The sequence below is a fragment of the Burkholderia sp. Z1 genome (assembly GCF_014893795.1).
GTDB lineage: Bacteria > Pseudomonadota > Gammaproteobacteria > Burkholderiales > Burkholderiaceae > Burkholderia > Burkholderia theae.
This window is the reverse complement of the sequence record NZ_JACFYL010000001.1, coordinates 3,555,545-3,580,446: the sequence shown is the minus strand read 5'-3', so window position 1 is coordinate 3,580,446 and position 24,902 is coordinate 3,555,545. Positions and strand designations below refer to the sequence as shown.

Genomic DNA, 24,902 nt, shown 5'->3' with positions numbered 1-24,902 from the left:
GCCCGCCAGGCAGGGCCGGCGGACGGTGGTGTCCGCCAAGATCGGGGCGATCAGACGATTTGCAACAGCAGGCCCTTCAGATATTCGCCTTCCGGGAACGCGGCGAGCAGCGGGTGATCGACGCCCGCGCCGAGCCGCTTCAGGATGCGCGCGTCGACCTTCGCGTCGGCTGCCGCGCCCGCGACGATCTTCTGGAACAGATCCATGTCGATCGCGCCCGAGCATGAGTACGTGAACAGCAGGCCGCCCGGACGCAGCAGCTTGAAGCCGCTCAGGTTGATGTCCTTGTAGGCGCGCGCCGCGCGATCGACGCTGTCGCGGGTCGGCGCGAACTTCGGCGGGTCGAGCACGATCAGGTCGAAACGCTCGCCTTCGTCGACGAGGCGGCGCAGCGTCTTGAACGCGTCCGCGTCGAGCCAGGTCGCGCGTTCGGCGTCGAAGCCGTTGGCCACGACGTTCTGCTGCGCGAGCGCGAGCGCATCGCCCGACGAGTCGATCGACACCACGCGTTTCGCACCGCCCTTGAGCGCCGCGAGCGAGAAGCCACCCGTGTAGCAGAAGCAGTTCAGCACGTCGCGATCGGCCGCGTATTGCGCGACGAGCGCGCGGTTGTCGCGCTGGTCGACGTAGAAGCCCGTCTTGTGGCCGTTCGGCACGTCGACGTGATAGCGCACCCCGTTTTCGTTCGCGATCAGCGTCGCGGGCGGCGCATCGCCCGCCAGCACGCCGGTCGTCTGTTCGAGCCCTTCCTTGTCGCGGATCGACACGTCCGAGCGCTCGTACACGTTCGGGCAGCCCGTCGCGCCGGCCAGCGCCGCGACGATCGCGTCCTTCCACGCTTCGACGCCCGCGGCCATGAACTGGCAGACGAGCTGGCCGCGCGGCGCCGCGCCGGCCTCGGCGGTGTCCGCGACGTAGTAGTCGACGATCAGCCCCGGCAGCCCGTCGGCCTCGCCGAATACGAGCCGCACCGCGCCGGTGCCCGACACCATCGTCGTGCGGTGCGCGACCGCACGCTGCACGCGGCGCTTGAAGAACGCGTGGTCGATCGGTTCGTTCTCGTCGAAGCTCCATACGCGCACGCGGATCTGCGACTGCGGGCTGTACGCGCCGCGCGCGAGGAAGCGGCCGTCGTGCGCGCGCACGATCACGGTCGTGCCGGGCGCGGGCTTGCCGTCGACGTGGTCGATCGCATTGGCGTAGACCCACGGATGGCGGCGCAGCAGCGACTTTTCCTTGGACGGCTTGAGTGTGACGGTTTGCATGATGAGATCGAGGTGGGCCGCGCGCGAAGCCGACCGCTGTCGGTCGCCGCGCACGGCGGGTAACACGGGAAACGCGTCAGTCGCGCTTCTTCGCGCGCGGATGCGCGCTGTCGTAAATCTTGGCGAGATGCTGGAAGTCGAGCGACGTATAGACCTGCGTCGCGGCGACGCTCGCGTGGCCGAGCAGTTCCTGCACCGCACGCAGGTCGCCGCTCGACTGCAGCACGTGCGTCGCGAACGAGTGGCGCAGCACGTGCGGATGGACGTTGGCGGGGATGCCCGCGGCGAGCGCCGCGCGCTTCACGCGCTCGCGCACGACACCGGGCGCCATCCGGTTGCCGCGCACGGACAGGAACAGCGGATGCGGGTCGTGCTTCACGAATTCGCCGCGCACCGCGAGCCATGCGTTCAGCGCATCGATCGCCTTGCGGCCGACCGGCACCTTGCGCTCCTTGTTGCCCTTGCCGAGCACGGTGACTTCGGCTTCGGCGAGATCGAGCCAACCGGCCGAGCGGTAGCCGTCGGCCTGCGTGTACACGGCATCGAGCCCGATCAGCTCGGCCAGGCGCAGCCCCGACGAATAGAACAGCTCGAGGATCGCGTGGTCGCGGATGCCTTCGGTCGTGCCGGGGACCGGCGCGTCCATCAATGCCGATGCGTCGTCGACCGACAGCGCCTTCGGCAGGGTTTTCGGCCGTTTCGGCGCGCGCACCGCGGCAACCGGGTTCGCGGGCATCTCGATGCGCTGCGCGAGCCATCGGTAGAACGCGCGCCAAGCGGATAGCCGATGCGAGATCGACCGCGCGGACAGCCCGCCCGAATGTGCGCGCGCGACCGCGCCGCGCATGTCGGCGGCCGTCAGCGCTTCGAGCGGCCGGCCGGCCGCGAGCTTCTTCAGCTCGTCGAGTTCGTGCGTGTACGCGCGCAGCGTGTGTTCCGACAGCTGCCTGACGTGCTTCAGGTTCGACAGGTAGGCGGCGACCGGATCGTCTGTCATCGCGTGCGGCGGATCAGTGCGGCAGCAGGCGCGTGAGCGCGGCGCTGGCGAGCGTCGAGATCTGCGCGAGGAAGTCGGTGGCCATCCCGTCGTGGAAGCGGCGCGGATCGGGCGAGCCGAGCACGAGCAGGCCGAACGCGGGCGCGTCGGTGCCGGCGAGCGGCGCGCGCAGCGCGAGCAGCGCGACCGATGCGGCCGAGCCGTCGCCGGCCGGCGCGGCTTCAGCGCCTTCCGCCGCATGCGCGGCCGACGCGGCTACCGCGGGCGCGAGCCACTGCGCGGCCTCGAAGCCCGTGTTCGCGCCGCAGTACGGCGTCGACAGGCCGTTCGTGAAGAGGCGCACTTCCTCGCCGACCTGGCGTGCGAAGTCGGCCTGCGCGTAGGTGTCGGCGACGTCCCACACGCGCAGTGCCGTCTGCGGCACGTCGAACACGTCGGCGATGCCGTCGGCGATCGTGCGCGGCAGCGCGTACGGATCGCGTTCCGCGATCACGCGCGCGGTCCAGCGGCTGAACTTCGCGGACAGGCTGTCGTTCTCGTGGCCGTAGCGCACGAGCTCGGCGAGCCGGCGCTCGAGATGCTTGTTCTTGTCGCGCAGCATCTCCATCTGCCGCTCCTGCAGCGAGATCGCGGCCTTGCCGTGCGGGTTCGCGAGACGGATCGTCGCGAGCAGTTCGGCATGCTGCGCGAAGAATTCGGGATTGGCGAGCAGGTAGTCGGCGACTTCGCGATCGTTCATGTGGCTGGCGCGTTCAGTTATCAAGGACGTTGCAGGGTCAGGCGTTCAGGTCGATCTCGCCTTCGAACACGGTCGCGGCGGGGCCGGCCATCATCAGCGCGGCGGTTTCGTCGCGCGCACCGTCCCAGCCGATCGTCAGCGTGCCGCCGTGCGTGTGCACGGTCACGGGCGAATCGAGCAGGCCGCGCCGGATACCGGCCGCCACCGCCGCGCACGCGCCCGTGCCGCACGCGAGCGTCTCGCCCGCGCCGCGTTCGTACACGCGCAGCTTCACTTCGTTGCGCGACACGATCTGCATGAAGCCGGCGTTCACGCGCTGCGGGAAGCGCGCATGGCGCTCGATCAGTGGGCCTTCTTCCAGCACGGGATACGCTTCGGCATCGTCGACGATCTGCACCGCGTGCGGATTACCCATCGACACCGTCGAGATCCAGCGCGTCGCGCCGCCGACGTCGAGCGGCCACAGCGTGTCGCGGCCTTCGGTGCGGCCGTCGAGGCCCGACGCCTCGAACGGCACCTGCGCCGGCGCGAACACGGGCGCACCCATGTCGACGACGACTTCGCCGTTGTCCTGCAGCGTCAGCGTGATCAGGCCCTTCATGACCTGCACGCGCACGCTGCGCTTGTCGGTCAGGCCGCGATCGCTGACGAACTTCACGAAGCAGCGTGCGCCGTTGCCGCAGTGTTCGACTTCGCCGCCGTCGCAATTGAAGATCCGGTACTTGAAATCCACGCCGTCGACGGTCGGTTTTTCGACGAGCAGCAACTGGTCGGCGCCGATGCCGAAGTGCCGGCTGGCGAGCGCGCGCACCTGCGCTTCGGTGAGCGGCGGTAACGCGCGCGAATAGCCGTCGAGCACGACAAAGTCGTTGCCCGCGCCGTGCATCTTGGTGAACGAGAGTTTCACTGGGTCCGGAATTCCATGGCGAACAAGGCGGTCGGCACGATGCGAACGGCCCGCCGTCACGCCGGGCGGCTTCGTTCGTCATGCTGATCTCAACCGCAAATGATACATGCAGCCGACAGGGGCGTCCTGCGCGGGCGGGCGTTTCGCGTCGTCGGCGAAGGCGGAACGGGCGGCCTCTGTCGATCGGTCGACTGGTCGCGTCCGCGGCGAGGGGACAAATTGACGCGGTGTGGCGGGTGTTCTCGCGGCACAGGCGAGGCCGGCGATGCGTGCCCGACGCGCGGCGAAAGCACTGGGCGCTCGGGACGCACGATTTCGTACGGGTCAAATTGACAAGGTAATCGCGCGATTCGTATAGTGTGGCTATACGCATATAGACCATGCTGTCGACACCGCGACTCGAGCGCGGGAGGTCCATGATCAAGTCATGGCAGCACAAGGGACTGGAAGCGTTTTTCATGAACGGGAGCAAGGCGGGCATCGTGCCGGACCACGCTCCAAGGCTGCGGCGCCAGCTTGTCCGTCTCGACGTGTCGAGCCGGCCGCTCGACATGAACGTGCCGGGCTGGCGCTTCCACCGCCTTGCCGGCGGGCTGGACGGTTACTACTCGGTGAGCGTGAGCAGCAACTGGCGCCTGACGTTCCGATTCGATGGTCCCGATGTCATCCTGGTCAATTACCAGGACTATCACTGAGATGATTCAAGCCATGACACGCATCTTCAATCCGCCCCATCCGGGCGAAGCGCTGCGCGAGGACGTGCTGCCGGCGCTCGGCCTGACCGTCACCGAGGCCGCCGCTCAGCTCGGCGTGACGCGCGCGGCGCTGTCGCGCATCCTGCACGGCCATGCCGGCATCTCGCCGGAAATGGCATTGCGCCTCGAAGCGTGGCTCGGCGAGGAAAACGGGGGAAGGGCGGATCTGTGGCTCGCGCAGCAGTCGGCCTACGATCTGTGGCAGGCGCGCGCGAAAGGCGCGCCGAAGGTGGCGAGGGCGCAGGCGCGCACCTGACGGCGCGCCCGCGGCTTTCGCCCCGGCAGGGTCAGGTCAGTACAGGCTCGGCTCGCCGGGCGGGCGCGTCTTGAAGCGCTTGTGGACCCAGTAGTACTGCTCGGGCATCAGCGGGATCTGCTCCTCGAGGAACTCATTCATCCGCCGCGCGTCGAGATCGTCGTCGCCGGTCGGGTAGTTGGCCCACGGCTTGAAGACCTTCAGCCGGTAGCCCTTGTAGTTCGGCAGCACCTCGCCGATAAAGGGCAGAACCTGCGCGTGGCCGGTCTTGGCGAACCGGCCGACCGCCGTCAGCGTGCAGGCCGGTACGCCGAAGAAGGGCACGAACGTCGAGTTGCGCAGCCCGTAGTCCATGTCGGCGCCCAGCATCACCGGCTTGCGGTCGCGCAGCCAGCGCAGCACGGTGCGCGCGCTGTCCGCCCGGCTCGCCAGCTCCGCACCGAAGCGGCTGCGACCGGCTTTGGCCGCGGCTTCGATTTCCGGGTTCTTCATCGGCGTGTAGAGCGAGCCGCACATGCGGCCGAGTGCGAGATTGATCGCCATCGAGCCGGCCTCGATGCCGACGAAATGGAAACCGAGCAGGAGGGTCGGCGGCATGTCCGGATCGCTGAGGTCGACCTCGCTCTCGACCGTAAACAGCTTGCGGTAGGCCTGTTCCGACGCGAACCACTGGTAGCTGCGCTCGACATAGCTGCGGATCGCGTGGCGGAAATGCAGGCCGGCCACTTCCTCGCGCCGCTCGTCGCTCCACTCCGGGAAGCAGAGTTTCAGATTGGTATGTACGATGCGCTTTCGCCCGCTGGGGATCTGGTACAGCAACCAGCCGAGACCGTCGCCGAGCCGTGCGGTCAGGCCGTACGGCAACCGGGCGAGCAGTTTCAGGAAGCCGATGGCGAGGTGCGTGCCGAGGCGGCCTAGCATGCGAAACCTCCGTGGGGCTGGCTGACCGGCGCGTTGCGAACGGGGGAGTAAGACGGTGGAAGATGCAGCACGAGCAGCACTCTGTGACAATTCAGGAAAGCCGCTATAATACGGTCTTCGCCGAGTTAACTGACAACTTGCGGGGCGAAGCCGGACGGTGCGATACGCGCTGCCCGGTACTGGTAATCCGCTAAAGCGTCGCCGCTTCAGGCCCCACGAAGCTGGCTACGTGAAACCAACCGTAACCAAACAGGAGCCTGAAAAAGTGGCAAACGATTATCTCTTCACGTCCGAATCCGTCTCCGAAGGCCATCCGGACAAAGTCGCGGACCAGATCTCGGACGCGATTCTCGACGCCATCCTCGAGCAGGACAAATATTCGCGCGTTGCGGCGGAAACGCTGTGCAACACGGGTCTCGTCGTTCTGGCCGGTGAAATCACCACGACGGCCAACATCGATTACATCCAGATCGCGCGCGACACGATCAAGCGCATTGGCTACGACAACACCGAGTACGGCATCGACTACAAGGGTTGCGCGGTGCTCGTCGCGTACGACAAGCAGTCGCCGGACATTGCACAGGGCGTCGATCGTGCACACGACGACAACCTCGACCAGGGCGCGGGCGACCAGGGCCTGATGTTCGGTTACGCGTGCGACGAAACGCCGGAACTGATGCCGCTGCCGATCTACCTGTCGCACCGTCTCGTCGAGCGCCAGGCCAGCCTGCGCCGCGACGGCCGCCTGCAATGGCTGCGCCCGGACGCGAAGTCGCAGGTGACGGTTCGCTACGTCGACGGCAAGCCCCATTCGATCGACACCGTCGTGCTGTCGACGCAGCACGCACCGGAGATCGAACTGCCCGCGCTGCGCGAAGCCGTGATCGAGGAAATCATCAAGCCGACGCTGCCGGCCGACCTGATCAAGGGCGACATCAAGTTCCTCGTGAACCCGACCGGTCGATTCGTGATCGGCGGCCCGCAGGGCGATTGCGGCCTGACCGGCCGCAAGATCATCGTCGACACGTACGGCGGTGCCGCACCGCACGGCGGCGGCGCGTTCTCGGGCAAGGATCCGTCGAAGGTCGACCGTTCGGCTGCTTACGCAGGTCGCTACGTCGCGAAGAACATCGTCGCCGCCGGCCTCGCGTCGCGCGCGCTGATCCAGGTGTCGTACGCGATCGGCGTCGCGGAGCCGACCTCGGTGATGGTCAACACGTTCGGCACGGGCCGCGTGTCGGATGCGGTGATCACGAAGCTCGTGCGCGAGCACTTCGACCTGCGTCCGAAGGGCATCATCAAGATGCTCGACCTGCTGCGCCCGATCTACGAGAAGACCGCTGCTTACGGCCACTTCGGCCGCGAAGAGCCGGAATTCTCGTGGGAAGCGACCGACAAGGCGCTCGCACTGGCCGAAGCGGCCGGCGTGGAGCCGACGGCACGCGTCGCGTAAGCGTCGTTCGCCTGAAATGAAAAACCCCGCCATTGGCGGGTTTTTTTTATGGGTTTCGATCGCCGGCGCAACGGCGGCGATCATGGCGGGCGGTGCCCGCCGGCGCGATTTCAGCGCGCGCCGAACCCGAACCCGAACCAGCCGTTGCTGGCCGCGAGGCGGCGCGGGCGGTTGACGCGGCGCTGCGGGCCGAGCGCACGGCGCAGCGCGAGCGCGCGCAGCGACGACGGCTTCTGCAGCAGCGAGCGCAGGCCGGCACGGCGGGCGAACGCCTGCGTGCTCACCATCGAGAAAAACGCGTGGAACCACGCACGGATGCCGTCCAGCCGGCTGTGTGCGTGCGTACGCTCGGCCAGCGCCTGCGTGCGTGCGCGGTGATGGCGCAGCGAGCGGGCGGGAGCGGACGGCACGACGCGCTTCGCAGCGTGGCTGAATCGGGAAGTCAGACGGAATGGCATGTGAACGATGCTTCGCTTGTATGGGTGGCGCCCTTGAAGAGCGCACTGGTATGAACGGCCTCGGATGGCGCAACGGATCTTATCGAATGTCGCTGCGTGCCGCGCCCGCCAGAACTGACAGGCCGCGTCAGGCTACAGGGGATTCATGACGGGCAAAAGTCGCGATAAACCCTTGTGCCACAAGGCGTGTGCCGCATACCGCCTGTCGGTGAGGCCATCGCCGCGCCGCACAGTTCCCTTGACCCGGATCAAATCGGCGATTGGCATGCCCCTGCGCACGACAATGGCGCTGTTCGCGGCATCCGGCGCCGATTTACAATCGTCACATTCACACAATAAACGTCTGGCATCCCATGTCGTCTCTATTGCAGTCGGAATCGATCCGCGCGCAAGTCGCGGAATTGCGCGAACGCGGTTTCGTGGTCGCGCGTGGCCTCGTCGGTGAGCAACAGTGCGCGGCGCTCAAGCAGATCGCGGAGCGCCAGTTGCGGGAGGCCGCGGAGCCGATCGAGTTCGAGGCGGACCTGCGCTACCCGGGCGCACCCGAGTCGAAGCATGCGCCGGGCGGGCACACGGTGCGGCGGCTGCTCGATGCGTACACGCGCGATCCGGCATTCGCCGAGCGCGCGATCGCACCCGAAATCGGCGCGTGGATGCGCGAGTATTTCGGCGAAGAGCCGGTGCTGTCGCGCGCGCATCACAACTGCATGATGACGAAGCACCCCGCGTACGGCAGCCTGACCGGCTGGCATCGCGATTTCCGCTACTGGTCGTTCGAGCGGCCGGACATGGTGTCGGTGTGGCTCGCACTCGGGCCGGAAACGAACGAGAACGGCGCATTGTGGCTCGTGCCGGGTTCGCATACGGCCGAATTCGGGCCGGAAGCGTTCGACGATGCGAAGTTCTTCCGCAGCGACCTGCCGGAGAACCGGAAGATGATCGATGCGGCCACGTGCCCGCCGCTGCAGACGGGCGATGTCGTGTTCTTCCACAGCAACACGCTGCATTCGGCCGGGCAGAACCGTTCCGACCAGGTGAAGTTTTCGCTCGTGTACACCTATCATGGCGCGAGCAACCGGCCGGTGCCGGGTACGCGTTCGGCGGCGAAGCCGGAAGTGCAGTTCTAGGCGCGGATCGGGCGGCCGGCGAGGCCGTCGCGATCGCGAGATGCGACACTGCGCATCGCGGGCGAATGAAGCAACGGGCGGCCTGGCCGCCCGTTTCGTTTTGCGCGGCCCGATCGGGTGACGCGGGCCGTTCGCGCGTCGCGCGGTTGCGCGATCAGCGCTTGCTGCCCGGCATCGCAAGGCCGATCAGGCCGATGAACGAGACGACGGCGCCGCCGACGATCAGCAGGATCGTCTTCGTCGCGGGCGAGCCGGTGAAGAAACGCGACATGTCGTCGTTGATCGAATGGAACGACTGTCCGCCGAAATACAGCAGCACGACGCCGCCGACGAGCAGTGCAACCGAGATGACCCGGGACATACCAACCTCGCTGTAACGGTGATTCGAGACGCCGCAGTGTAGGCGACCACCGCGGTCGCGTCCATTGCCGTGCGCGCATCGGTCGCCTTCGCTACCATAGCCGTCATGCGTTTTCTTCGCCGCCGTCGCGCCCTGGGTGCGGCCGGCGTGCGCCCCTCCCTCCGACGTCCCGACGGAAATACTCATGGCCTACGAAGCAGCTTCCGAACGTTATGCCGACATGCAATACCGCACCTGCGGCAAATCCGGGCTCAAACTGCCCGCCCTGTCGCTCGGCCTGTGGCACAACTTCGGCGACTCGACGCCGATCTCGACGCAGCGCGAGATCCTGCGCACCGCGTTCGACCTCGGCATCAACCACTTCGATCTCGCGAACAACTACGGGCCGCCATACGGCAGCGCCGAAACCAACTTCGGCCGGTTGCTGAAGGAGGATTTCCGGCCATATCGCGACGAGCTGCTGATCTCGACGAAGGCCGGCTGGGACATGTGGCCGGGGCCGTACGGCAGCGGCGGCGGGTCGCGCAAGTATGTGCTCGCGAGCCTCGACCAGAGCCTGCAGCGGATGGGGCTCGACTACGTCGACATCTTCTATTCGCACCGCTTCGACGCGCACACGCCGCTCGAGGAAACGGCGGGCGCGCTCGCGTCGGCCGTGCAGCAGGGCAAGGCGCTCTACATCGGCATTTCGTCGTATTCGGCGGCGAAGACGCGCGAGATGGCCGAGCTGCTCGCGCAGTACCGCGTGCCGCTGCTGATCCACCAGCCTTCGTACAACATGCTGAACCGCTGGATCGAGAGCGAGCTGCTCGGCACGCTCGACGACGTCGGTGCGGGCAGCATCGCCTTTACGCCGCTCGCGCAGGGGCTGCTCACGTCGAAGTACCTGAATGGCGTGCCGGCCGACGCGCGCGTGAACAAGCCGGGCGGCGGCTCGCTGAAGCAGGATCACTTGAGCGCCGACAACCTCGAGCATGTGCGCAAGCTCAACGCGATCGCCGAACGGCGCGGGCAGAGCCTCGCGCAGATGGCGCTTGCGTGGGTGCTGCGCAACGGCCGCGTGACGTCCGCGCTGATCGGCGCGAGCCGGGCGGAGCAGGTGCGTGAAAACGTCGGCGCGCTGAAGAACCTCGAATTCTCGGCGGAGGAGCTCGCGGAGATCGATCGTCACGCGACGGAAGGCGGCATCAATCTTTGGGAAAAGCCGTCCACCGATCAGGCCATCTGACCGGCAGGCGATACGGCATGCGAAACATCGCGTGCCGTATTGCAGACAGCCTGACGCATCGCCGCGGTGCAGCGATGCGCGTCAGGCAGGGGGTGCGCTAGCTCGCGCTAGAGCAGCGCAGGCAGGCCTTCGACCAGCAATACCGCGACGCCGACACCGAGGATGACGCCCAGCACGCGCAGCAAGTTGTGGCGGAATTCGGTTGCGCACGGCACCGCGCCGAGAAATAGCGCTCCGGCCAGCGCCATCGGAATCAACAGGATGAAGTCGCCGATCGTGAAATAGGTGGTCATGCGTGTCTCCAGTGTCGGCCGGAGGGCGCTTCAGCGCTTACTCCAGATCCATGCCGGGTGTTTCTAGTCTTGGTCCGACCCGATTGCGAGCAGGGCGGTCAATTCGAGTATAGGCAACCGGCAGCGCTTTTCGCTATCCGAACCATTAAAAATCAGCGGAAAGCCCGGCGAATCGCGCACTTTTCCTGCAAGCAAGACGAACGCCTTGCACGTATCTTTCCCATTCCTTTCGATATTTGCGGAATTGTCGTATGTGTCCGATGCGGGCCGCCGCACCCGCGGGCACGGCGGCCTGTCCGCTTACGCGCGGTCGGGTTGCGCGCGGGCGGCCGGCGCGCGGAACACGAGCGCGAGCCCCGCGATGATCGCACCCATGCCGGCGAGCGCGAGCGGCTCGGGCCGGTTGCCGAGCCAGACGGCATCCATCAGCGTGGTGACGACGGGCACGAGATAGAACAGGCTCGTCACGTTGACGAGATCGCCACGCTGCATCAGCCGGTAGAACAGCAGTTGCGCGATCACCGAAATCACGATGCCGAGCCACAGGAGCGGCACGACGAACGCCCAGCTCATGTCGAACGACACCGGCCGGAACGGCACGATCGCCACGCACAGCGCGAGACCGATCGCATTCTGCAGCGGCAGCACGTCGGCGGGCGCCGCGCGTACGCGTTTTTGCAGCAGCGAGCCGACGGTCAGCGCGACGAGCGCCGTGAGCGCGCACGCGATGCCCGCGGCCGACAGGCCGGCGCCGCCCACGCCGCGGCACACGACGAGCGCGAGGCCGGCCAGCGACAGCGCGAGCCCCGCAACGCGCACGGGCTGCCAGCGCCGCTCGACGATCGCGAGCGTGAGGATCGGCTGCACGCCGAGGATCGTCGCGAGCACGCCCGGCGCGATCCCGCGCTCGAGCGCGAGCAGATAGAAGATCGAATAGCCGCCCATCATCAGCAAGCCGGTCAGCGCGGCCATGCGCCGCTCGCCGCGCGGCGGCAGCCAGCGTCTGCGCATGAAGGCCAGCGCGAGCAGCACGAGCGAGGCGAGCGCGAAACGCGCGGTGAGAAAGACGAACGCGGATGCGTGACGCAGACCGAGTTCAGCGAAGATCGCGCCGCTGCTCCACAGCAGCACGAAGAGCGACGTCGCGCCATGCGCGGCAAGCGCGCGTTTGAACGAAACCATGTGAATCCACCTGTCGAACGGATCGGAACGTTCCATCCGCACGCGCAGCAGCGAATCGTGCGTCACAACGCACGAACGGCAACTGACGGCGAATGGAAGACGAAACGGAAGCCGGCTGGTCAGCCGGCGCGTGCCGCCGGAGGGGGCGGCGCGGCGCCGACGAGCGGCGGTGCGACAGGAGGCGGGAGAACCGATGGATGCGCGCACGCCTGCGGCCGCGAGTCGAACTGCGGCCGGGATTTTGCGAGGGCGGACGTGAGCGGATGCATCGTGTCGGAATGCGGTTGAACGCGAACGAGTGTCAAAGGTAACGCAAGGCCGGCATCCCGTGCAACTGGCATCGGCTTCGCGTGGCGCACGCCCGTTGCGTCGATCGCGTGCGCGCCGCGGCGCCGGGCGGATTCGGCGGGCGGTCACATTCGACAGGGTATGATGGGGGTAACCGCGCATGCAAGCGCACGCGCGGCGCAGTGGTTGATTGGAGACATTCGACGAATTCGCGGCACATCGCCTGCTTCTTCTTCTTTTCGCGCTTCGATAAACCGTGAACAATGGGATTACGCGCAACGCTCCGATGAGAGCGGCGCGGATCGTGCATTTGCCGGCTCGTCAGCGGGCCGGGTTTCAAGATTCAAGAGTGGGGAACCATCATGCATGTCGGGTCGATTGTCTGCACTACCCATATCGCGGTGCCGAAGGGCGCGCGCGGCATCGTCCAGCGCGTCCTGGGCGACATGGCCATGGTGACCTGGTACGCGGGCGTACCGGGCGAGTCGAAGGAACTCAACACCGAGCCGTTCTTTCTCGAGGACCTGATCGACACCGGCGAATCCGTACTGCCGGCCGGCGCGGCGCTTCACTGAGCACGCGCGCCGCACCGGACGCTCGTCTTTCGACCCGGCTGGCGGCACAATGCGGGACATGACAGACGCTACTTCCGCTCCCGCTTCTCCCGCCGGCCCGCCGTTCGCCGGGCTCACGCCCGAGTGCGTGCTCGATGCGCTCGACAGCGTGCTGATGCCGGCAGGCCAGCGCACCGACGGGCGCCTGCTCGCGCTCAACAGCTACGAAAATCGCGTCTACCAGGTCGGCATCGAAGACGGCCCGCCGGTCGTCGCGAAATTCTACCGCCCGGCGCGCTGGACGGACGACGCGATCCTCGAAGAGCACGCATTCGTCGCCGAACTCGCCGCGCGCGAGATTCCGGCGGTGCCCGCGCGCACGCTCGACGGCCGCACGCTGCACGCGTTCGACGGTTTCCGCTTCTCGATCTTCGAGCGGCGCGGCGGCCGCGCACCCGATCTCGATCGCAGCGACACGCTCGAATGGCTCGGCCGCTTCATCGGCCGGATCCATGCGGTCGGCGCGACGCAGCCGTATGTCGCGCGTCCGGTGCTCGACATCGGCACGTTCGGCTACGAGCCGCGCGACTACCTGCTCGCGCACGATTTCATTCCGGAAGACGTGCGGCCCGCGTACGCGACGGCGGTTGCGCTGGCGCTCGAAGGTGTCGAGGCCGCGTTCGAACGTGCAGGCGAGATTCGCCTGCTGCGCACGCACGGCGACTGTCATCCAAGCAACGTGCTGTGGACCGATTCCGGTCCGCATTTCGTCGACTTCGACGACAGCCGGATGGCCCCCGCGATTCAGGATCTGTGGCTGCTGCTGCCGGGCGATCGCGAAGGCGCGTCGCGCGCGCTGGCGGACCTGCTGGCCGGCTATGAGGATTTCTGCGAATTCGAGCCGCGCGAGCTGCATCTCGTCGAAGCGCTGCGCACGCTGCGGCTGATCCACTACGCGGCATGGCTCGCACGGCGCTGGGACGATCCCGCGTTTCCGGCCGCGTTCCCGTGGTTCAACACGCATCGTTACTGGGAAGCGCGCGTGCTCGAACTGCGCGAGCAGATCGGCGCGATGCAGGAAGGGCCGCTCTGGCCCGTGTGACGGCGCGCGGCACCTGCGCCGCGCGGCGGACTTGCGCGGGCCGCGGCGCGATGCGCGCGGCCCGTTCCGATCAGAACTTCAGCATCAGCTTGATCACTGCGGCGAAGCGCTTGCCGTACGGCGGCGCGATCAGGCCGCGCGTGTTCAGCCGCGCCTGCGTGAGCACGGGCTTCATCTTCGAGAACGTCACGAAGCCGTCGTAGCCGTGATATGCACCCATGCCGCTCGCACCGACACCGCCGAACGGCAGGCTGCCGCATGCGATGTGCATCAGTGCTTCGTTGATCGTCACGCCGCCCGAGATCGTTTCGTGCATCACGCGGTCGATCGTGCCGCCATCCTCGTCGAACAGGTAGAGCGCGAGCGGACGCGGGCGCGCATTCACGTACGCGATCGCCTCGTCGAGCCGCTCGTACGGCACGAGCGGCAGCAGCGGCCCGAAGATTTCCTCCTGCATCAGTTGCGACGCGGCCGGCACCTGCGTGACCGCGCACGGCACGAAGCGGCGCGACGCGGGATCGGACTGCACGTCGGACAGCGGATGCAGTTGCGCACCGGCGGCCTGCGCGTCGCTCGCGAGTTGCTGCAGCCGCGCGTAATGGCGCGGCGACACGATCGTCGTGTAGTCGCCGTTGGCCGACAGGTCGGGATACATCTTCGCGAACCGGGCGCGCGCGCGCTCGATGAACGCGGCTTCCATCCCGCGCGGCAGCAGCACGTAGTCGGGCGCGATGCAGGTCTGGCCCGCGTTCAGCGTCTTGCCTGCGACGATCGCGTCGACGGCCGCATCGAAGCGCGCGTTCGGGCCGACGATCGCCGGCGACTTGCCGCCGAGTTCGAGCGTGACGGGCGTGAGGTTGTCGGCGGCCGCGCGCATCACGTGGCGGCCGACGTGCGTCGAGCCGGTGAACAGCAGGTGGTCGAACGGTAGCGCGCTGAACGCGGCGCCGACTTCCGCATCGCCGTTCACGACCGCGACGTGATCGCGCGTGAAGGTCTTCGCGATCAGTTGCTCGAACAGCGCCGACGTACGCGGCGTCAGTTCGGACATCTTGATGATCGCGCGGTTGCCGGCGGCGAGCGCGCAGATCAGCGGGCCGGCCGCGAGCAGCACCGGGTAGTTCCACGGCACGACGATGCCGACCACGCCGAGCGGCTGCGGGATCACCTTCGCGCGCGCCGGGCGCAGCCACTTGTTCATCGGCTTGCGGATCGGCTTCATCCAGCGCTTGCCGTGCTTGAGCGCGTCGTCGATCTCTTCCTTCGCCATCCAGATTTCCGACAGCAGCACTTCCTGCTTCGCGCGATGGCCGAAATCGGCGCTGATCGCTTCGGCGAGCGCGTCCGCATGGTCGATCAGCATCGTGCGCAGCGCACGCAGGTGCTGCACGCGGGTCTCCCATGCCGGGTAGGGCGCGCGCAGGTAGGCCGCGCGCTGGTCGCGCAGCAGCGACGTCAGCGCATCGGCCGACGGCAGTGCTTGCGGGGCCAGTTCGGGCAGGTCGTTCTTCATGTCGTCTCCTCCAGTTGGGCCTGGCTTGTCGGCCAGCCGTCACGCCGCACGCGAGCGCTCGGCGAGCGCGGCGGCACGGATCGGGATGATGCGCGTCGCGCGGCGCGGGGCCGGATGCGACGGGTGTTCGAAAACCGGTTGCTGCGTGCGGCGGGCGTCGCATCCGCGCGACGGTTTCAGCAGCCGAAAACCGCGCCGCGGCACATGCGCGTGCCGTGCGATACGACCGTTGCCGGGCCAGCGACGCGGCAGTGTGTGCGCCGGCCGTTGCATCGCAGCGGGGCAGCACGATACGCACGCCGATACGGGCCGCGGCGCATCCTGCCGCTGCGGCGGAAAGCCGTCCAAACGGTCGGCGACGACGCATGCCGTTCGATTTCGATCGGCTGCGCGCATGACGCTGTGCGTCTTCGCGCGGGCAGCCGTTTGAAATGAAATGCGGGCCGCACGCGTCGCCTCCGGACAACCCGGTCGGCACACGGCCAGCAGAACCTGGCGCTGCATCGTCGTCTCTCCCGTTTCGCGACGGATCGGCTTCTCGTGGCCGGTGCGTCGCGCGAAGTGAACCAATACATCTTAAATTTAGTTCACGCGGGCGTTTAGAGGAATCGCTCTTGAATCCGCGCGCCGCGCGCGCGAGGCCATTCCTACAATGCCCGAACATTACAAGAGGGGACGCGGTCGCGCGGCGGTGCCGGGCGCCTTCCATGACACGACGGAGACGTGACATGCAATACGACTACATCATCGTCGGCGGCGGTTCGGGCGGATCGAGCCTGGCAGGCCGTCTCGCCGATGCCTGCCCCGACGCGACGATCGCGCTGATCGAGGCCGGGTCGCATACGGAGCGCAACCTGCTCGTCAACATGCCGGTCGGCATCGCGGCGCTGGTGCCGTTCAAGCTCGGCACGAACTACGGCTACGAAACGGTGCCGCAGCCGGGCCTCGGCGGGCGGCGCGGTTATCAGCCGCGCGGGCGCGGGATGGGCGGCTCGAGCGCGATCAACGCGATGATCTATACGCGCGGCCACCCGGGCGATTACGACGAATGGGCGCAGCTCGGCGCGACGGGCTGGGGCTGGCAGGATGTGCTGCCGTATTTCCGCCGCGCGGAAGGCAACGAGCGCGGCGCCGACGCGTGGCACGGCGCGGACGGCCCGCTGTCGGTATCGGATCTGCGCTTTCGCAATCCGTTCTCCGAACGATTCATCCAGGCCGCGCACGCAGCCGGCTATCCGCTGAACGACGACTTCAACGGCGCGACGCAGGAAGGCGTCGGCTTCTATCAGGTCACGCACCGCGACGGCTCGCGCTGCAGCGTCGCGCGCGCCTATATCTACGGCCGCAACCGGTCGAGCCTGCATGTGATCACCGACGCGACGGTGCTGCGCGTCGCGTTCGACGGCAAGCGCGCGGTCGGCGTCGAGCTGTCGCGCAACGGACGCGTCGAGACGCTCGGCGCGCGCGCGGAAGTGATCCTGTCGGCCGGCGCGTTCAATTCGCCGCAATTGCTGATGTGCTCGGGGATCGGCCCGGCGGAGCAATTGCGCCGGCACGGGATCTCGGTCGTGCAGGATGCGCCGGACGTCGGCACGAACCTGATCGACCATATCGACTTCATCATCAACACGCGCGTGAATTCGTCGGAGCTGGTCGGCGTATGCCTGCGCGGGATCGCGAAGATGACGCCCGCGCTCGCGCGCTATTTCTCGAGCCGCACGGGGATGATGACGAGCAACGTCGCGGAGGCCGGCGGCTTCATCAAGAGCGATCCGTCGCTCGAGCGTCCCGACCTGCAACTGCATTTCTGCACGGCGCTCGTCGACGACCACAACCGCAAGATGCACTGGGGCTTCGGTTATTCGCTGCACGTCTGCGCGCTGCGGCCGTTCAGCCGCGGCACGGTGGCGCTTGCAAGCGGCGACGCGCGCGACGCGCCGCTGATCGATCCGCGCTTCTTCAGCGATGCGCGCGATCTCGACCTGCTCGTGCGCGGCACGCAGGCGATGCGCCGGATCCTGTCGCAGGCGCCGCTCGCGTCGCAGGGCGGGCGCGAGCTGTACACGCGGGCGGACCAGAGCGAAGCCGAGTTGCGTGCGACGATCGTCGCGCATGCCGACACGATCTATCACCCGGTCGGCACGTGCCGGATGGGCTCTGATGCGCGCGCGGTCGTCGATCCGCAATTGCGCGTGCGCGGCGTCGAAGGGTTGCGCGTGGTGGATGCGTCGGTGATGCCGACGCTGGTCGGCGGGAACACGAATGCGCCGTCGGTGATGATCGGCGAACGCGCGGCGGACTTCATCGTCGCGGCGCGCAAGGGCGGCGTGCCGAGCGGCGCGGTAGCCACGGCGGTGCACGGCCGCTGAGCGGCGCGCACCGGGCGGCAATCATGCTCAGGCGAACGTATCGACGAGGCCGGCGCGGCTCACGCTCGTGGCGGCCGGTGCGGATTGCGCAGCGTCGGCCGGTGCATCGACGGCTGACGATCCGGCGTTCCCGCGTCGCGGCGACTGGCCGCCGGCGAAAGTCTGTTGTGGGTTCTGCTGCTGCGATGCGAAGCCGCCGTCGCTGACGGTCGCGCTGCCGAGCCCGAGCCCGCCCGCTTCCATCGCTTCGCGCAACTTGGGCAGCGCGGCTTCGACCGCGTCGCGCACCTGCGCGTGCTGCGACACGAACAGCGCGTGTGCGTGGTTGTCCGCGACGCGCAGCACGACCTGCAGCGGACCGAGATCGGGCGGATTGAGCGTCAGCTCGGCGCTCTGCTGATGCGCATTCGACAGGAACACGACCTTCTGGCTCAACGCGTCCGTCCAGTCGGGCGTGCCGACGTGCGGAGCGAGCATGTGCGCGTTGGCGGCGGCGATCGCGCTCGCGGCCGGCGACAGCTGCAGGTTGGCCTGCGCCGCGGCCGCAGCCGTTGCGCCGGCCGCGAGCGTCGCGCTGGCGGCCGGATCCGTCGCGTCGCTGGCTGCCGCGAGCGCGTGCTGCGTGCCGGACTGCGCGTTCGCGGCGGCCTGCAGCGACTGCGCGGTGGCCTGCGTCGGCGTCTGCTGGGTGGCGGGCGCCCCTTTCGCGTCGGCGAGCGTGCGGTCGAAGGTCGGCACCTTCGGCGTCAGCGGTGCGTCGGCGGCGCCGGTCGATGTGGTGGATGCGGTCGACGCCGGTGCCGAAGCGGCGGCCGACGCCGTCGTGCCGGTCGCGGGCATCGCGATCGCACCCGAGCCGCCCGTCAGCTTGGCGAGCGCCGCCTGCAGCGCATCGTGGCCCGACGCCGGTGCGTCCGGCTGGGCGGCAGCATCCTTGGCGGCGTGATCCGCGAGCGTCGCCGTGGCGTCGGGCTGGCCGGCCACGGCCGTCTTTTGCGCCGTGCCAGCGGCAACGGCGGCGGCAGCCGCGGTAGCGGCATCGGCCGGCGTCGCGTTGTCCGGGCGCGCCTGCAGTTGCGCCTGCACGGCCGCGGCTGCGGCGAGCGCGGCTGCGTCGGGGCTGGGGTTCGGGTTGGCAGCGACGTTCGTGTCGTCGTCCGACGAATCGTCGTCGGTGGCGGACGGCTTCGCGCCGGCAGCCGGCGTCGACGAAGCCTGTTTCGTCGATGCATCGCGTGTGCCGGAAATCGTCGCGTCGTGACGCGTGACGACGCTTTGCTTCAGCGTCTGCGCGAACGGTACGGCGGCCGTGGCAGTCGACGCGGATGCGGCGTCGTTGCCGGTGGTGGCGCCGGACGAATTCGAGCCGCGGGCGGCCTTGAGTGCGGCGCCGGCGGTGTCGATCAGCGCGCCGAGCAGGGGCAGGGGAGGCATGGCGTTCTCTCGTTCGAATGCGGTGGTCGGTTACGACGAGCGGGCCGCGTCGGCCCGCATGCGCAGGATTTTCGCGGCGTGTTCGTCGGAGTCGCGCTGTTCGCGCCGCGCGTCGCGTTGTGCTTCCTGCGCGACGCCGCGCGCCTGCAGGATTTCATACGAGCCGACGGTGCGTTTCTTCTGTTGCCAGTTCGGGCGCGCCTCGTCGATACGGACTTCGGCCGCGGCCAGCACGTTGCGCTGTTGCGCGATCGCGGTGTCGAGCGTGTCGATGAACGCCTGGAAATTGCGCCAGTTGCCGGCCGGCATCCCGTGCTGCGCGGATTGCGCGAAGCGTGCGTGATATTCGTCGCGATAGCGCAGCAGCGCGTCGAGCTGCTCGGCGGCCGAGCTGCGGTCGCGTTGCGCGGTGCCGAGCTGCTTCGCGGCGGTGTCGAGGTCTTCCTGCGCGCGGTCGAGCAGCAACTGCAGGGGAAAGCCGTGAGCCATCTGGATCAGCCTCCGTAAGCGTCGAACAGCGCATCGAGCGCGGTAAGGCTCGATACGAACGGCGCGCATTCGCGAAAGCCTTGCTGCAGGAATGCCTCGATGCGCGGGTAGAGCGCGATCGCGCGGTCGAGCTGCGCGTCGCGGCCGGGGGCGTAGGCGCCGACCGCGATCAGGTCGCGATTGCGCTGGTAGCGCGACAGCATCTGCTTGAACTGCCGGACGTGGTCGAGATGCGTTTCGTCGATCAGCGCGGTCATCGCGCGGCTGATCGATGCCTCGATGTCGATCGCGGGATAGTGGCCGGCCTCGGCGAGCGCGCGCGACAGCACGATGTGGCCGTCGAGGATCGCGCGCGCCGAATCGGCGATCGGATCCTGCTGGTCGTCGCCTTCGGTCAGCACGGTGTAGAACGCGGTGATCGAGCCGCCGCCCTCCGGCCCGTTGCCGGTGCGCTCGACGAGCGCGGGCAGCTTCGCGAACACCGACGGCGGATAGCCTTTCGTCGCGGGCGGCTCGCCGATCGCCAGCGCGATCTCGCGCTGCGCCATCGCGTAGCGCGTCAGCGAATCCATCAGCAGCAGCACGTGCTTGCCCTGGTCGCGGAAATACTCGGCGAGCGACGTCGCGTAGGCCGCGCCCTGCATCCGCAGCAGCGGCGACACGTCGGCCGGCGCCGCGACGACGACCGAGCGCGCGAGCCCGTCCTCGCCGAGGATCTGCTCGATGAACTCCTTCACTTCGCGGCCGCGTTCGCCGATCAGCCCGATCACGATCACTTCCGCGCTCGTGTAGCGGGCCATCGTGCCGAGCAGCACCGACTTGCCGACGCCGGAGCCCGCGAACAGGCCCATCCGCTGCCCGCGGCCGACGGTGAGCAGCGCGTTGATCGCGCGCACGCCGACGTCGAGCACGTGGTGGATCGGTTCGCGCTCGAGCGGGTTGATCGACGGCGCCGACAGCGGCGCATCGACCTTCGACGCGAGCGGGCCGAGGCCGTCGAGCGGGCGGCCCGACGCATCGACGACGCGCCCGAGCATTTCCCAGCCGACCGGCAGCCGCTTCGCGCCCGCGAGCGGATCGGCGACGGGCGCGCTTTCGAGCGGCCACACGCGCGCGCCGGGCAGCACGCCGGCGACGTCGGTGGTCGGCATCAGGAACAGGCGATCGCCGGCGAAGCCGACGACTTCCGCTTGCGCATGCGGCAGCGTGCTGCCGGGCGGCAGTTCGATCGTGCATTCGGCGCCGACCGACAGGCGCAGCCCGATCGCCTCGAGCACGAGGCCCGCCGCGCGCGTGAGGCGCCCGCACGGCCGCAGCGGCAGCGCGCGGTGGCTGCGCGCGGCGAGCCCGTTCAGGTGCGTGCGCCAGTGTGCGAGATGCGGATTGTGCGGTGCGCGCGGCGCGGCGTCGGCCGCGGCTGCTGCGTGCTGTTTTGCGTCGTGTGCGGTGTCGTACGCGGCATCGTGCGCGGCGGGGCCGAACGACGCGAGCGCGAGTTCGCGCTCGAGCGGCGTCATGCCGTCGTGTGCGAGCGATTCGGGCGGCCGCGTCACCACGTGCTCACCTTGCCGATCGCGGCGGCGACGCGCTGCCAGCGCGTGGGTAGCGTCGCGTCGACCTCGCCGGTCGCGGCGTGCGCGCGGCAGCCGCCGCGCTCGATCGACGCATCGGTGCGCACGTTCCAGCCGAGCGTATCGAGATCGTCCTGCAGATAGGCTTCGACGACGGGCAGGTCGGCCGGATTCACCGCGAGATGCGGCGCGCCGGACAGCGCGGGTTCGGTGGCGAGCACGTCGCGCACGGCCGCGACGAGCGCGGCCGGGTCGTGCTTCACGTGCTGGCGCACGACCTGCTGTGCGATGTCGAGCGCGAGCTGCGCGATGTCGGCCGCGAGATCGTGCTCGGCGGTCGATACGGCCTCGCGGAACGACGCGGCCAGCGCCGCGAGCTGCGCGGCCTGTTCGCGCACATCGGCCTGGCCGGCCTCGAAACCCTGCGCGCGGCCCTGCTCGAAACCGGCCTGGTAACCCAGCGCCTGGCCTTCGACGTGGCCGGCCGCATGGCCTTCGGCGTGCGCGGCGTCGCGCACGCGCTGCAGTTCCTCGGCGAGCGCGGCGGCGGCCGCGGCCGCGTCGTCGGGCGGCGGCGGGGGCGGCGGCGGGTCGAACGACGCCATCTCCCACCGCTGGTATGCTGTGAGGGTGCCCGCGCGATCGCTCGCCGAATCAGACATACGCGTCTTCCGCCTTGCCGCCGATCACGATCTGGCCGCTCTCGGCGAGGTTGCGCACGATCTGCAGGATGCGGCGCTGCTGCGTCTCGACTTCGGACACGCGCACCGGGCCGCGCGCGTCGAGATCCTCGGCGAGCAGTTCGGCCGCGCGCTGCGACATGTTCGCGAGGAACTTCTGGCGCAGCGCGGGCGGCGCGCCCTTCAGCGCGACGATCAGCGTTTCCGATTCGACTTCCTTGAGCACCATCTGGATCGCGCGATCCTCGAGCTCGAGCAGGTTCTCGAACACGAACATCTGGTCGATGATCTTCTGCGCGAGATCGGCGTCGTACTGGCGCACGCTTTCGAGCACGCCTTCCTCATGCACGCTGGTCATGAAGTTCAGGATCTCGGCCGCGGTGCGGATGCCGCCCATCGGGCTGCGCTTCAGGTTGTCGCTGCCGGACAGCAGGCCCGTCAGCACGTCGTCGAGCTCGCGCAGCGCGGCCGGCTGGATGCCGTCGAGCGTCGCGATCCGCAGCAGCACGTCGTTGCGCAGCCGCTCGGTGAAGCACGACGCGATCTCGGACGCCTGGTCGCGGTCGAGGTGCACGAGGATCGTCGCGATGATCTGCGGATGCTCGTTCTTGATCAGTTCGGCCACGGCGCCCGAGTCCATCCACTTCAGGCCCTCGATGCCGCTCGTGTCGCTGCCCTGCAGGATGCGGTCGATCAGCACGCCGGCCTTGTCCTCGCCGAGCGCCTTCGTCAGTACCGAGCGGATGTAATCGCTCGAATCGAGCGACAGCGCGGTGTGCTGCTCGGCTTCCTTCACGAAGTCCTGCAGCACGTCCTCGACCTGCTCGCGCGTGACGTTCTTCAGCGCGGCCATCGCGGCGCCGATCTTCTGGACCTCGCGCGGCGCGAGGAACTTGAATACCTGCGCGGCTTCTTCCTCGCCGATCGACATCAGCAGGAGCGCGCTCTTGGTCAAGCCTTCAGCGTTCATCGGACACCCAGTTCTTCACGACGGTGGCGACGATCTTCGGATCCTGGCGGGCGATCGTGCGCGCGTAGTCGAGGTTGCGTTCGTAGCGGTTCTTCTCGTTCTCGAAGCCGAGCAGCAACGAGTCGGGCTCCTCGGCCTTGACCGGCGCGGGCAGGCCGTCGAGCAGGACCGGATCTTCCGGCGCCGCGAGTGCCGGCGCGGCCGGCTCGGCCGGCGGGAAGGCGCGGCGCATCGCCGGGCGCACGAACATGAAGTAGAGCGCCGCCGCGGCCGCCGCGATGCCGAGCCACTTCGCGGCTTCCTTCGCCATCGCGATCATGTCGGGCTGGCGCCACCACGGCAGGTCGGCGTACGGGTCGCTCACGGTCGAGAACGCGCTGTTCACGACGTTCACCGAGTCGCCGCGCTTCTCGTCGTAGCCCATCGCGTCCTTCACGAGCTGCTCGACCTGCGCGAGCTTCGCGGGCGGCAGCGGCTGCATCGTCACGTGGCCCTTCGCGTCGGCGACCGGCTGGTAGTTGACGACGACCGCGACCGACAGCCGCTTCACGTTGCCCATCGGCTGTTCGAGATGGCGGATCGTCTTGTCGACCTCGTAATTGGTCGTCTGGTCCTTGCGGTCGCTGACGGGCGTCGTCTGCGGCGCGTTCTGGCCGTTGCCGGCGACGATCGGCGCCGAGGCCGGCTGCGGCGGCGTGTTCGACAGCGCGCCCGGCACGCCCGACGCGCCGCCCTGCGCGAGTTCGGTCGCGCTGCTGGTCTGCTGGCTGCGAATCGCGGCCTGCTGCGGCACGCCGTTCGGGCCGTAGCTTTCCGACGTCTGTTCGATCTTCGAGAAATCGAGGTCCGCGCTGACCTGCGAGCGCGCGTTGCCGGCGCCGAAGATCGGCGCGAGGATCGCGTCGATGCGCTTCTGCGTGTTGTGCTCGACCTGCTGCACGTACTTGAGCTGGCTCGCGTCGAGGCCGGACGCCGAAGCCGGCTGGGTCAGCAGGTTGCCGTCCTGGTCGACGATCGTCACGTTCTTCGCGGGCATGTCGGGCACGCCGGACGACACCATCCGCGTGATCGCCTGGACCTGGCCCTCGTCGAGCACGCGGCCCGGGTAGAGGTCGACGAACACCGACGCGCTCGGCGCTTCCTTGTCGCGCACGAACACCGACGGCTTCGGGATCGCGAGATGCACGCGCGCGCCGCGCACGGCATTGATCGATTCGATGGTGCGCTGCAGCTCGCCTTCGAGCGCGCGCTGGTAGTTGATCTGTTCGGCGAACTGGCTGATGCCGAATTTCTGGTTGTCCATCAGCTCGAAGCCGACCGAGCCGCCCTTCGGCAGGCCCATCGCGGCGAGCTTCAGACGCGTTTCATGCACCTGGTTCGACGGCACGAGGATCGCGCCGCCGGCGTCGGCGAACTTGTAGGGAACGTTTGCCTGCTGGAGCGCGGTAATGATCGCGCCGCCGTCGCGGTCCGACAGGTTGCTGTACAGCACGCGGTAGTCGGGCGTCCGGCTCCACAGCACCAGCGCGGTGATCGCGGCGATCGCGAACGCGACGGCGATCAGGAACGGCAGCTTCGGGTTGCCCTTCATCCGCGAGATGCCGGGAATGCGTTCGGCGAAGCCGCCAAGGCCGAAGTCCGCGCCAGCGCCACCCACGCCCGGCAACGCGGCGGCCGCGGCGGCGCCGGGCGCCGGGCTGGCGAGGCCCGCGCGGGCGTCGGGATTGATCAGCGAGTTGGCCTGCGAATCCATGCGTCGAGTTTCTCCGGAGCGGGACGACTGAGCTCGCTCGGACGAGCGGGCGGACAATGACACGATGCGATTATCGTGATCCGGGCCGTACTCCGATCGACCGAAAAGAGCGGGGTTTCCCCCGTACTTTCTCGGCTTTGACGCGCGGCGCGCTGCTATTCTTTGCTGCGATCCGGCATGGTGCGCGTGGTGCGGCGCCGGCGGAAACGCCCGGTGCGTCCGGGTCTCTTCTCTCAA

The 24,902-nt window shown here is 68.4% G+C and carries 24 protein-coding genes; 8 read left to right on the top strand and 16 right to left on the bottom strand.

Annotated features, from left to right (window positions below):
- Nucleotides 1–50 precede the first annotated feature (50 nt).
- The 4 genes from H3H55_RS16655 to dapF all read right to left on the bottom strand — a co-directional run bounded on the left by H3H55_RS16655 (nt 51) and on the right by dapF (nt 3,908).
- Entirely contained in the window at nt 51–1,265 is a 1,215-nt protein-coding gene (locus H3H55_RS16655) for a class I SAM-dependent rRNA methyltransferase (protein WP_129513228.1), read from the bottom strand.
- A 76-nt stretch (nt 1,266–1,341) separates the two neighbouring features.
- Nucleotides 1,342–2,262, bottom strand: coding sequence for a tyrosine recombinase XerC (xerC, locus tag H3H55_RS16650; RefSeq protein ID WP_193099380.1), 921 nt, complete (start codon nt 2,260–2,262; stop codon nt 1,342–1,344).
- A 13-nt stretch (nt 2,263–2,275) separates the two neighbouring features.
- Nucleotides 2,276–3,001 (bottom strand): DUF484 family protein, encoded by a 726-nt coding sequence (locus H3H55_RS16645; protein WP_129513226.1) that lies wholly within the window; start codon nt 2,999–3,001, stop codon nt 2,276–2,278.
- A 37-nt stretch (nt 3,002–3,038) separates the two neighbouring features.
- Nucleotides 3,039–3,908 (bottom strand): diaminopimelate epimerase, encoded by an 870-nt coding sequence (gene dapF / locus H3H55_RS16640; RefSeq protein WP_193099379.1) that lies wholly within the window; start codon nt 3,906–3,908, stop codon nt 3,039–3,041.
- A 416-nt stretch (nt 3,909–4,324) separates the two neighbouring features.
- Here dapF and H3H55_RS16635 point away from each other — a divergent pair, with 416 nt between their 5' ends.
- Together H3H55_RS16635 and H3H55_RS16630 are read left to right on the top strand one after the other, a co-directional pair.
- On the top strand, nt 4,325–4,603 hold the full coding sequence (locus tag H3H55_RS16635; protein WP_193099378.1) for a type II toxin-antitoxin system RelE/ParE family toxin: 279 nt from the start codon (nt 4,325–4,327) through the stop codon (nt 4,601–4,603).
- A 13-nt stretch (nt 4,604–4,616) separates the two neighbouring features.
- On the top strand, nt 4,617–4,919 hold the full coding sequence (locus tag H3H55_RS16630) for a HigA family addiction module antitoxin (protein ID WP_193099377.1): 303 nt from the start codon (nt 4,617–4,619) through the stop codon (nt 4,917–4,919).
- A 36-nt stretch (nt 4,920–4,955) separates the two neighbouring features.
- On the opposite strand, the gene H3H55_RS16625 is transcribed toward H3H55_RS16630, so the two are convergent.
- Nucleotides 4,956–5,840, bottom strand: coding sequence for a lipid A biosynthesis lauroyl acyltransferase (locus tag H3H55_RS16625; protein WP_193099376.1), 885 nt, complete (start codon nt 5,838–5,840; stop codon nt 4,956–4,958).
- 265 nt (nt 5,841–6,105) lie between these two features.
- Here H3H55_RS16625 and metK point away from each other — a divergent pair, with 265 nt between their 5' ends.
- A complete protein-coding gene (gene metK / locus H3H55_RS16620; RefSeq protein ID WP_048244636.1) occupies nt 6,106–7,293 on the top strand; it encodes a methionine adenosyltransferase in 1,188 nt (395 codons plus the stop codon).
- Between the two features lie 110 nt (nt 7,294–7,403).
- On the opposite strand, the gene H3H55_RS16615 is transcribed toward metK, so the two are convergent.
- On the bottom strand, nt 7,404–7,751 hold the full coding sequence (locus tag H3H55_RS16615; RefSeq protein ID WP_193099375.1) for a hypothetical protein: 348 nt from the start codon (nt 7,749–7,751) through the stop codon (nt 7,404–7,406).
- A 353-nt stretch (nt 7,752–8,104) separates the two neighbouring features.
- On the opposite strand from H3H55_RS16615, the gene H3H55_RS16610 reads away from it, so the two are divergent.
- A complete protein-coding gene (locus tag H3H55_RS16610; protein WP_193099374.1) occupies nt 8,105–8,878 on the top strand; it encodes a phytanoyl-CoA dioxygenase family protein in 774 nt (257 codons plus the stop codon).
- A 154-nt stretch (nt 8,879–9,032) separates the two neighbouring features.
- Here the strand turns inward: H3H55_RS16610 and H3H55_RS16605 are convergent, their stop codons facing one another.
- Nucleotides 9,033–9,239: a DUF3185 family protein gene (locus H3H55_RS16605; RefSeq protein ID WP_193099373.1), complete on the bottom strand. Its 207-nt coding sequence runs from the start codon at nt 9,237–9,239 to the stop codon at nt 9,033–9,035.
- Nucleotides 9,240–9,423: 184 nt separating this feature from the next.
- Between H3H55_RS16605 and mgrA the strand changes: the two genes are divergently transcribed.
- The gene (mgrA, locus tag H3H55_RS16600; protein WP_129513219.1) at nt 9,424–10,467 is read left to right on the top strand and encodes an L-glyceraldehyde 3-phosphate reductase; all 1,044 of its coding nucleotides are present in this window, start codon (nt 9,424–9,426) and stop codon (nt 10,465–10,467) included.
- A 107-nt stretch (nt 10,468–10,574) separates the two neighbouring features.
- Here mgrA and H3H55_RS16595 read toward each other — a convergent pair whose 3' ends face one another.
- Nucleotides 10,575–10,760 (bottom strand): hypothetical protein, encoded by a 186-nt coding sequence (locus tag H3H55_RS16595; protein ID WP_014895742.1) that lies wholly within the window; start codon nt 10,758–10,760, stop codon nt 10,575–10,577.
- A 300-nt stretch (nt 10,761–11,060) separates the two neighbouring features.
- On the bottom strand, nt 11,061–11,942 hold the full coding sequence (locus H3H55_RS16590) for a DMT family transporter (RefSeq protein ID WP_129513218.1): 882 nt from the start codon (nt 11,940–11,942) through the stop codon (nt 11,061–11,063).
- A gap of 650 nt (nt 11,943–12,592) precedes the next feature.
- Between H3H55_RS16590 and H3H55_RS16585 the strand changes: the two genes are divergently transcribed.
- Complete coding sequence (locus H3H55_RS16585) at nt 12,593–12,805, top strand: hypothetical protein (protein WP_011353523.1); 213 nt, start codon at nt 12,593–12,595, stop codon at nt 12,803–12,805.
- A gap of 49 nt (nt 12,806–12,854) precedes the next feature.
- Entirely contained in the window at nt 12,855–13,886 is a 1,032-nt protein-coding gene (locus tag H3H55_RS16580; protein WP_193099372.1) for a serine/threonine protein kinase, read from the top strand.
- Between the two features lie 70 nt (nt 13,887–13,956).
- On the opposite strand, the gene H3H55_RS16575 is transcribed toward H3H55_RS16580, so the two are convergent.
- The gene (locus H3H55_RS16575; protein WP_193099371.1) at nt 13,957–15,399 is read right to left on the bottom strand and encodes a coniferyl aldehyde dehydrogenase; all 1,443 of its coding nucleotides are present in this window, start codon (nt 15,397–15,399) and stop codon (nt 13,957–13,959) included.
- Nucleotides 15,400–16,127: 728 nt separating this feature from the next.
- Between H3H55_RS16575 and H3H55_RS16570 the strand changes: the two genes are divergently transcribed.
- Nucleotides 16,128–17,768, top strand: a complete 1,641-nt coding sequence (locus H3H55_RS16570; protein ID WP_193099370.1) for a GMC family oxidoreductase — start codon at nt 16,128–16,130, stop codon at nt 17,766–17,768.
- Between the two features lie 27 nt (nt 17,769–17,795).
- Here the strand turns inward: H3H55_RS16570 and H3H55_RS16565 are convergent, their stop codons facing one another.
- From H3H55_RS16565 to fliF, 6 genes are read right to left on the bottom strand one after another with little or no spacing between them, the layout of a single operon-like run.
- A complete protein-coding gene (locus tag H3H55_RS16565) occupies nt 17,796–19,202 on the bottom strand; it encodes a flagellar hook-length control protein FliK (protein WP_193099369.1) in 1,407 nt (468 codons plus the stop codon).
- A gap of 30 nt (nt 19,203–19,232) precedes the next feature.
- Nucleotides 19,233–19,691, bottom strand: coding sequence for a flagellar export protein FliJ (gene fliJ, locus H3H55_RS16560; protein ID WP_048244615.1), 459 nt, complete (start codon nt 19,689–19,691; stop codon nt 19,233–19,235).
- Between the two features lie 5 nt (nt 19,692–19,696).
- Entirely contained in the window at nt 19,697–21,247 is a 1,551-nt protein-coding gene (fliI, locus tag H3H55_RS16555; RefSeq protein ID WP_193099368.1) for a flagellar protein export ATPase FliI, read from the bottom strand.
- Nucleotides 21,241–21,924, bottom strand: coding sequence for a flagellar assembly protein FliH (gene fliH, locus H3H55_RS16550; RefSeq protein WP_129513210.1), 684 nt, complete (start codon nt 21,922–21,924; stop codon nt 21,241–21,243). The genes fliI and fliH overlap by 7 nt, the downstream gene beginning before the upstream one ends.
- On the bottom strand, nt 21,917–22,912 hold the full coding sequence (gene fliG, locus H3H55_RS16545) for a flagellar motor switch protein FliG (protein ID WP_048252004.1): 996 nt from the start codon (nt 22,910–22,912) through the stop codon (nt 21,917–21,919). The genes fliH and fliG overlap by 8 nt, the downstream gene beginning before the upstream one ends.
- Nucleotides 22,902–24,665: a flagellar basal-body MS-ring/collar protein FliF gene (fliF, locus tag H3H55_RS16540; protein WP_193099367.1), complete on the bottom strand. Its 1,764-nt coding sequence runs from the start codon at nt 24,663–24,665 to the stop codon at nt 22,902–22,904. Before fliF ends, fliG begins: the two co-directional genes overlap by 11 nt.
- Nucleotides 24,666–24,902: the final 237 nt, after the last annotated feature.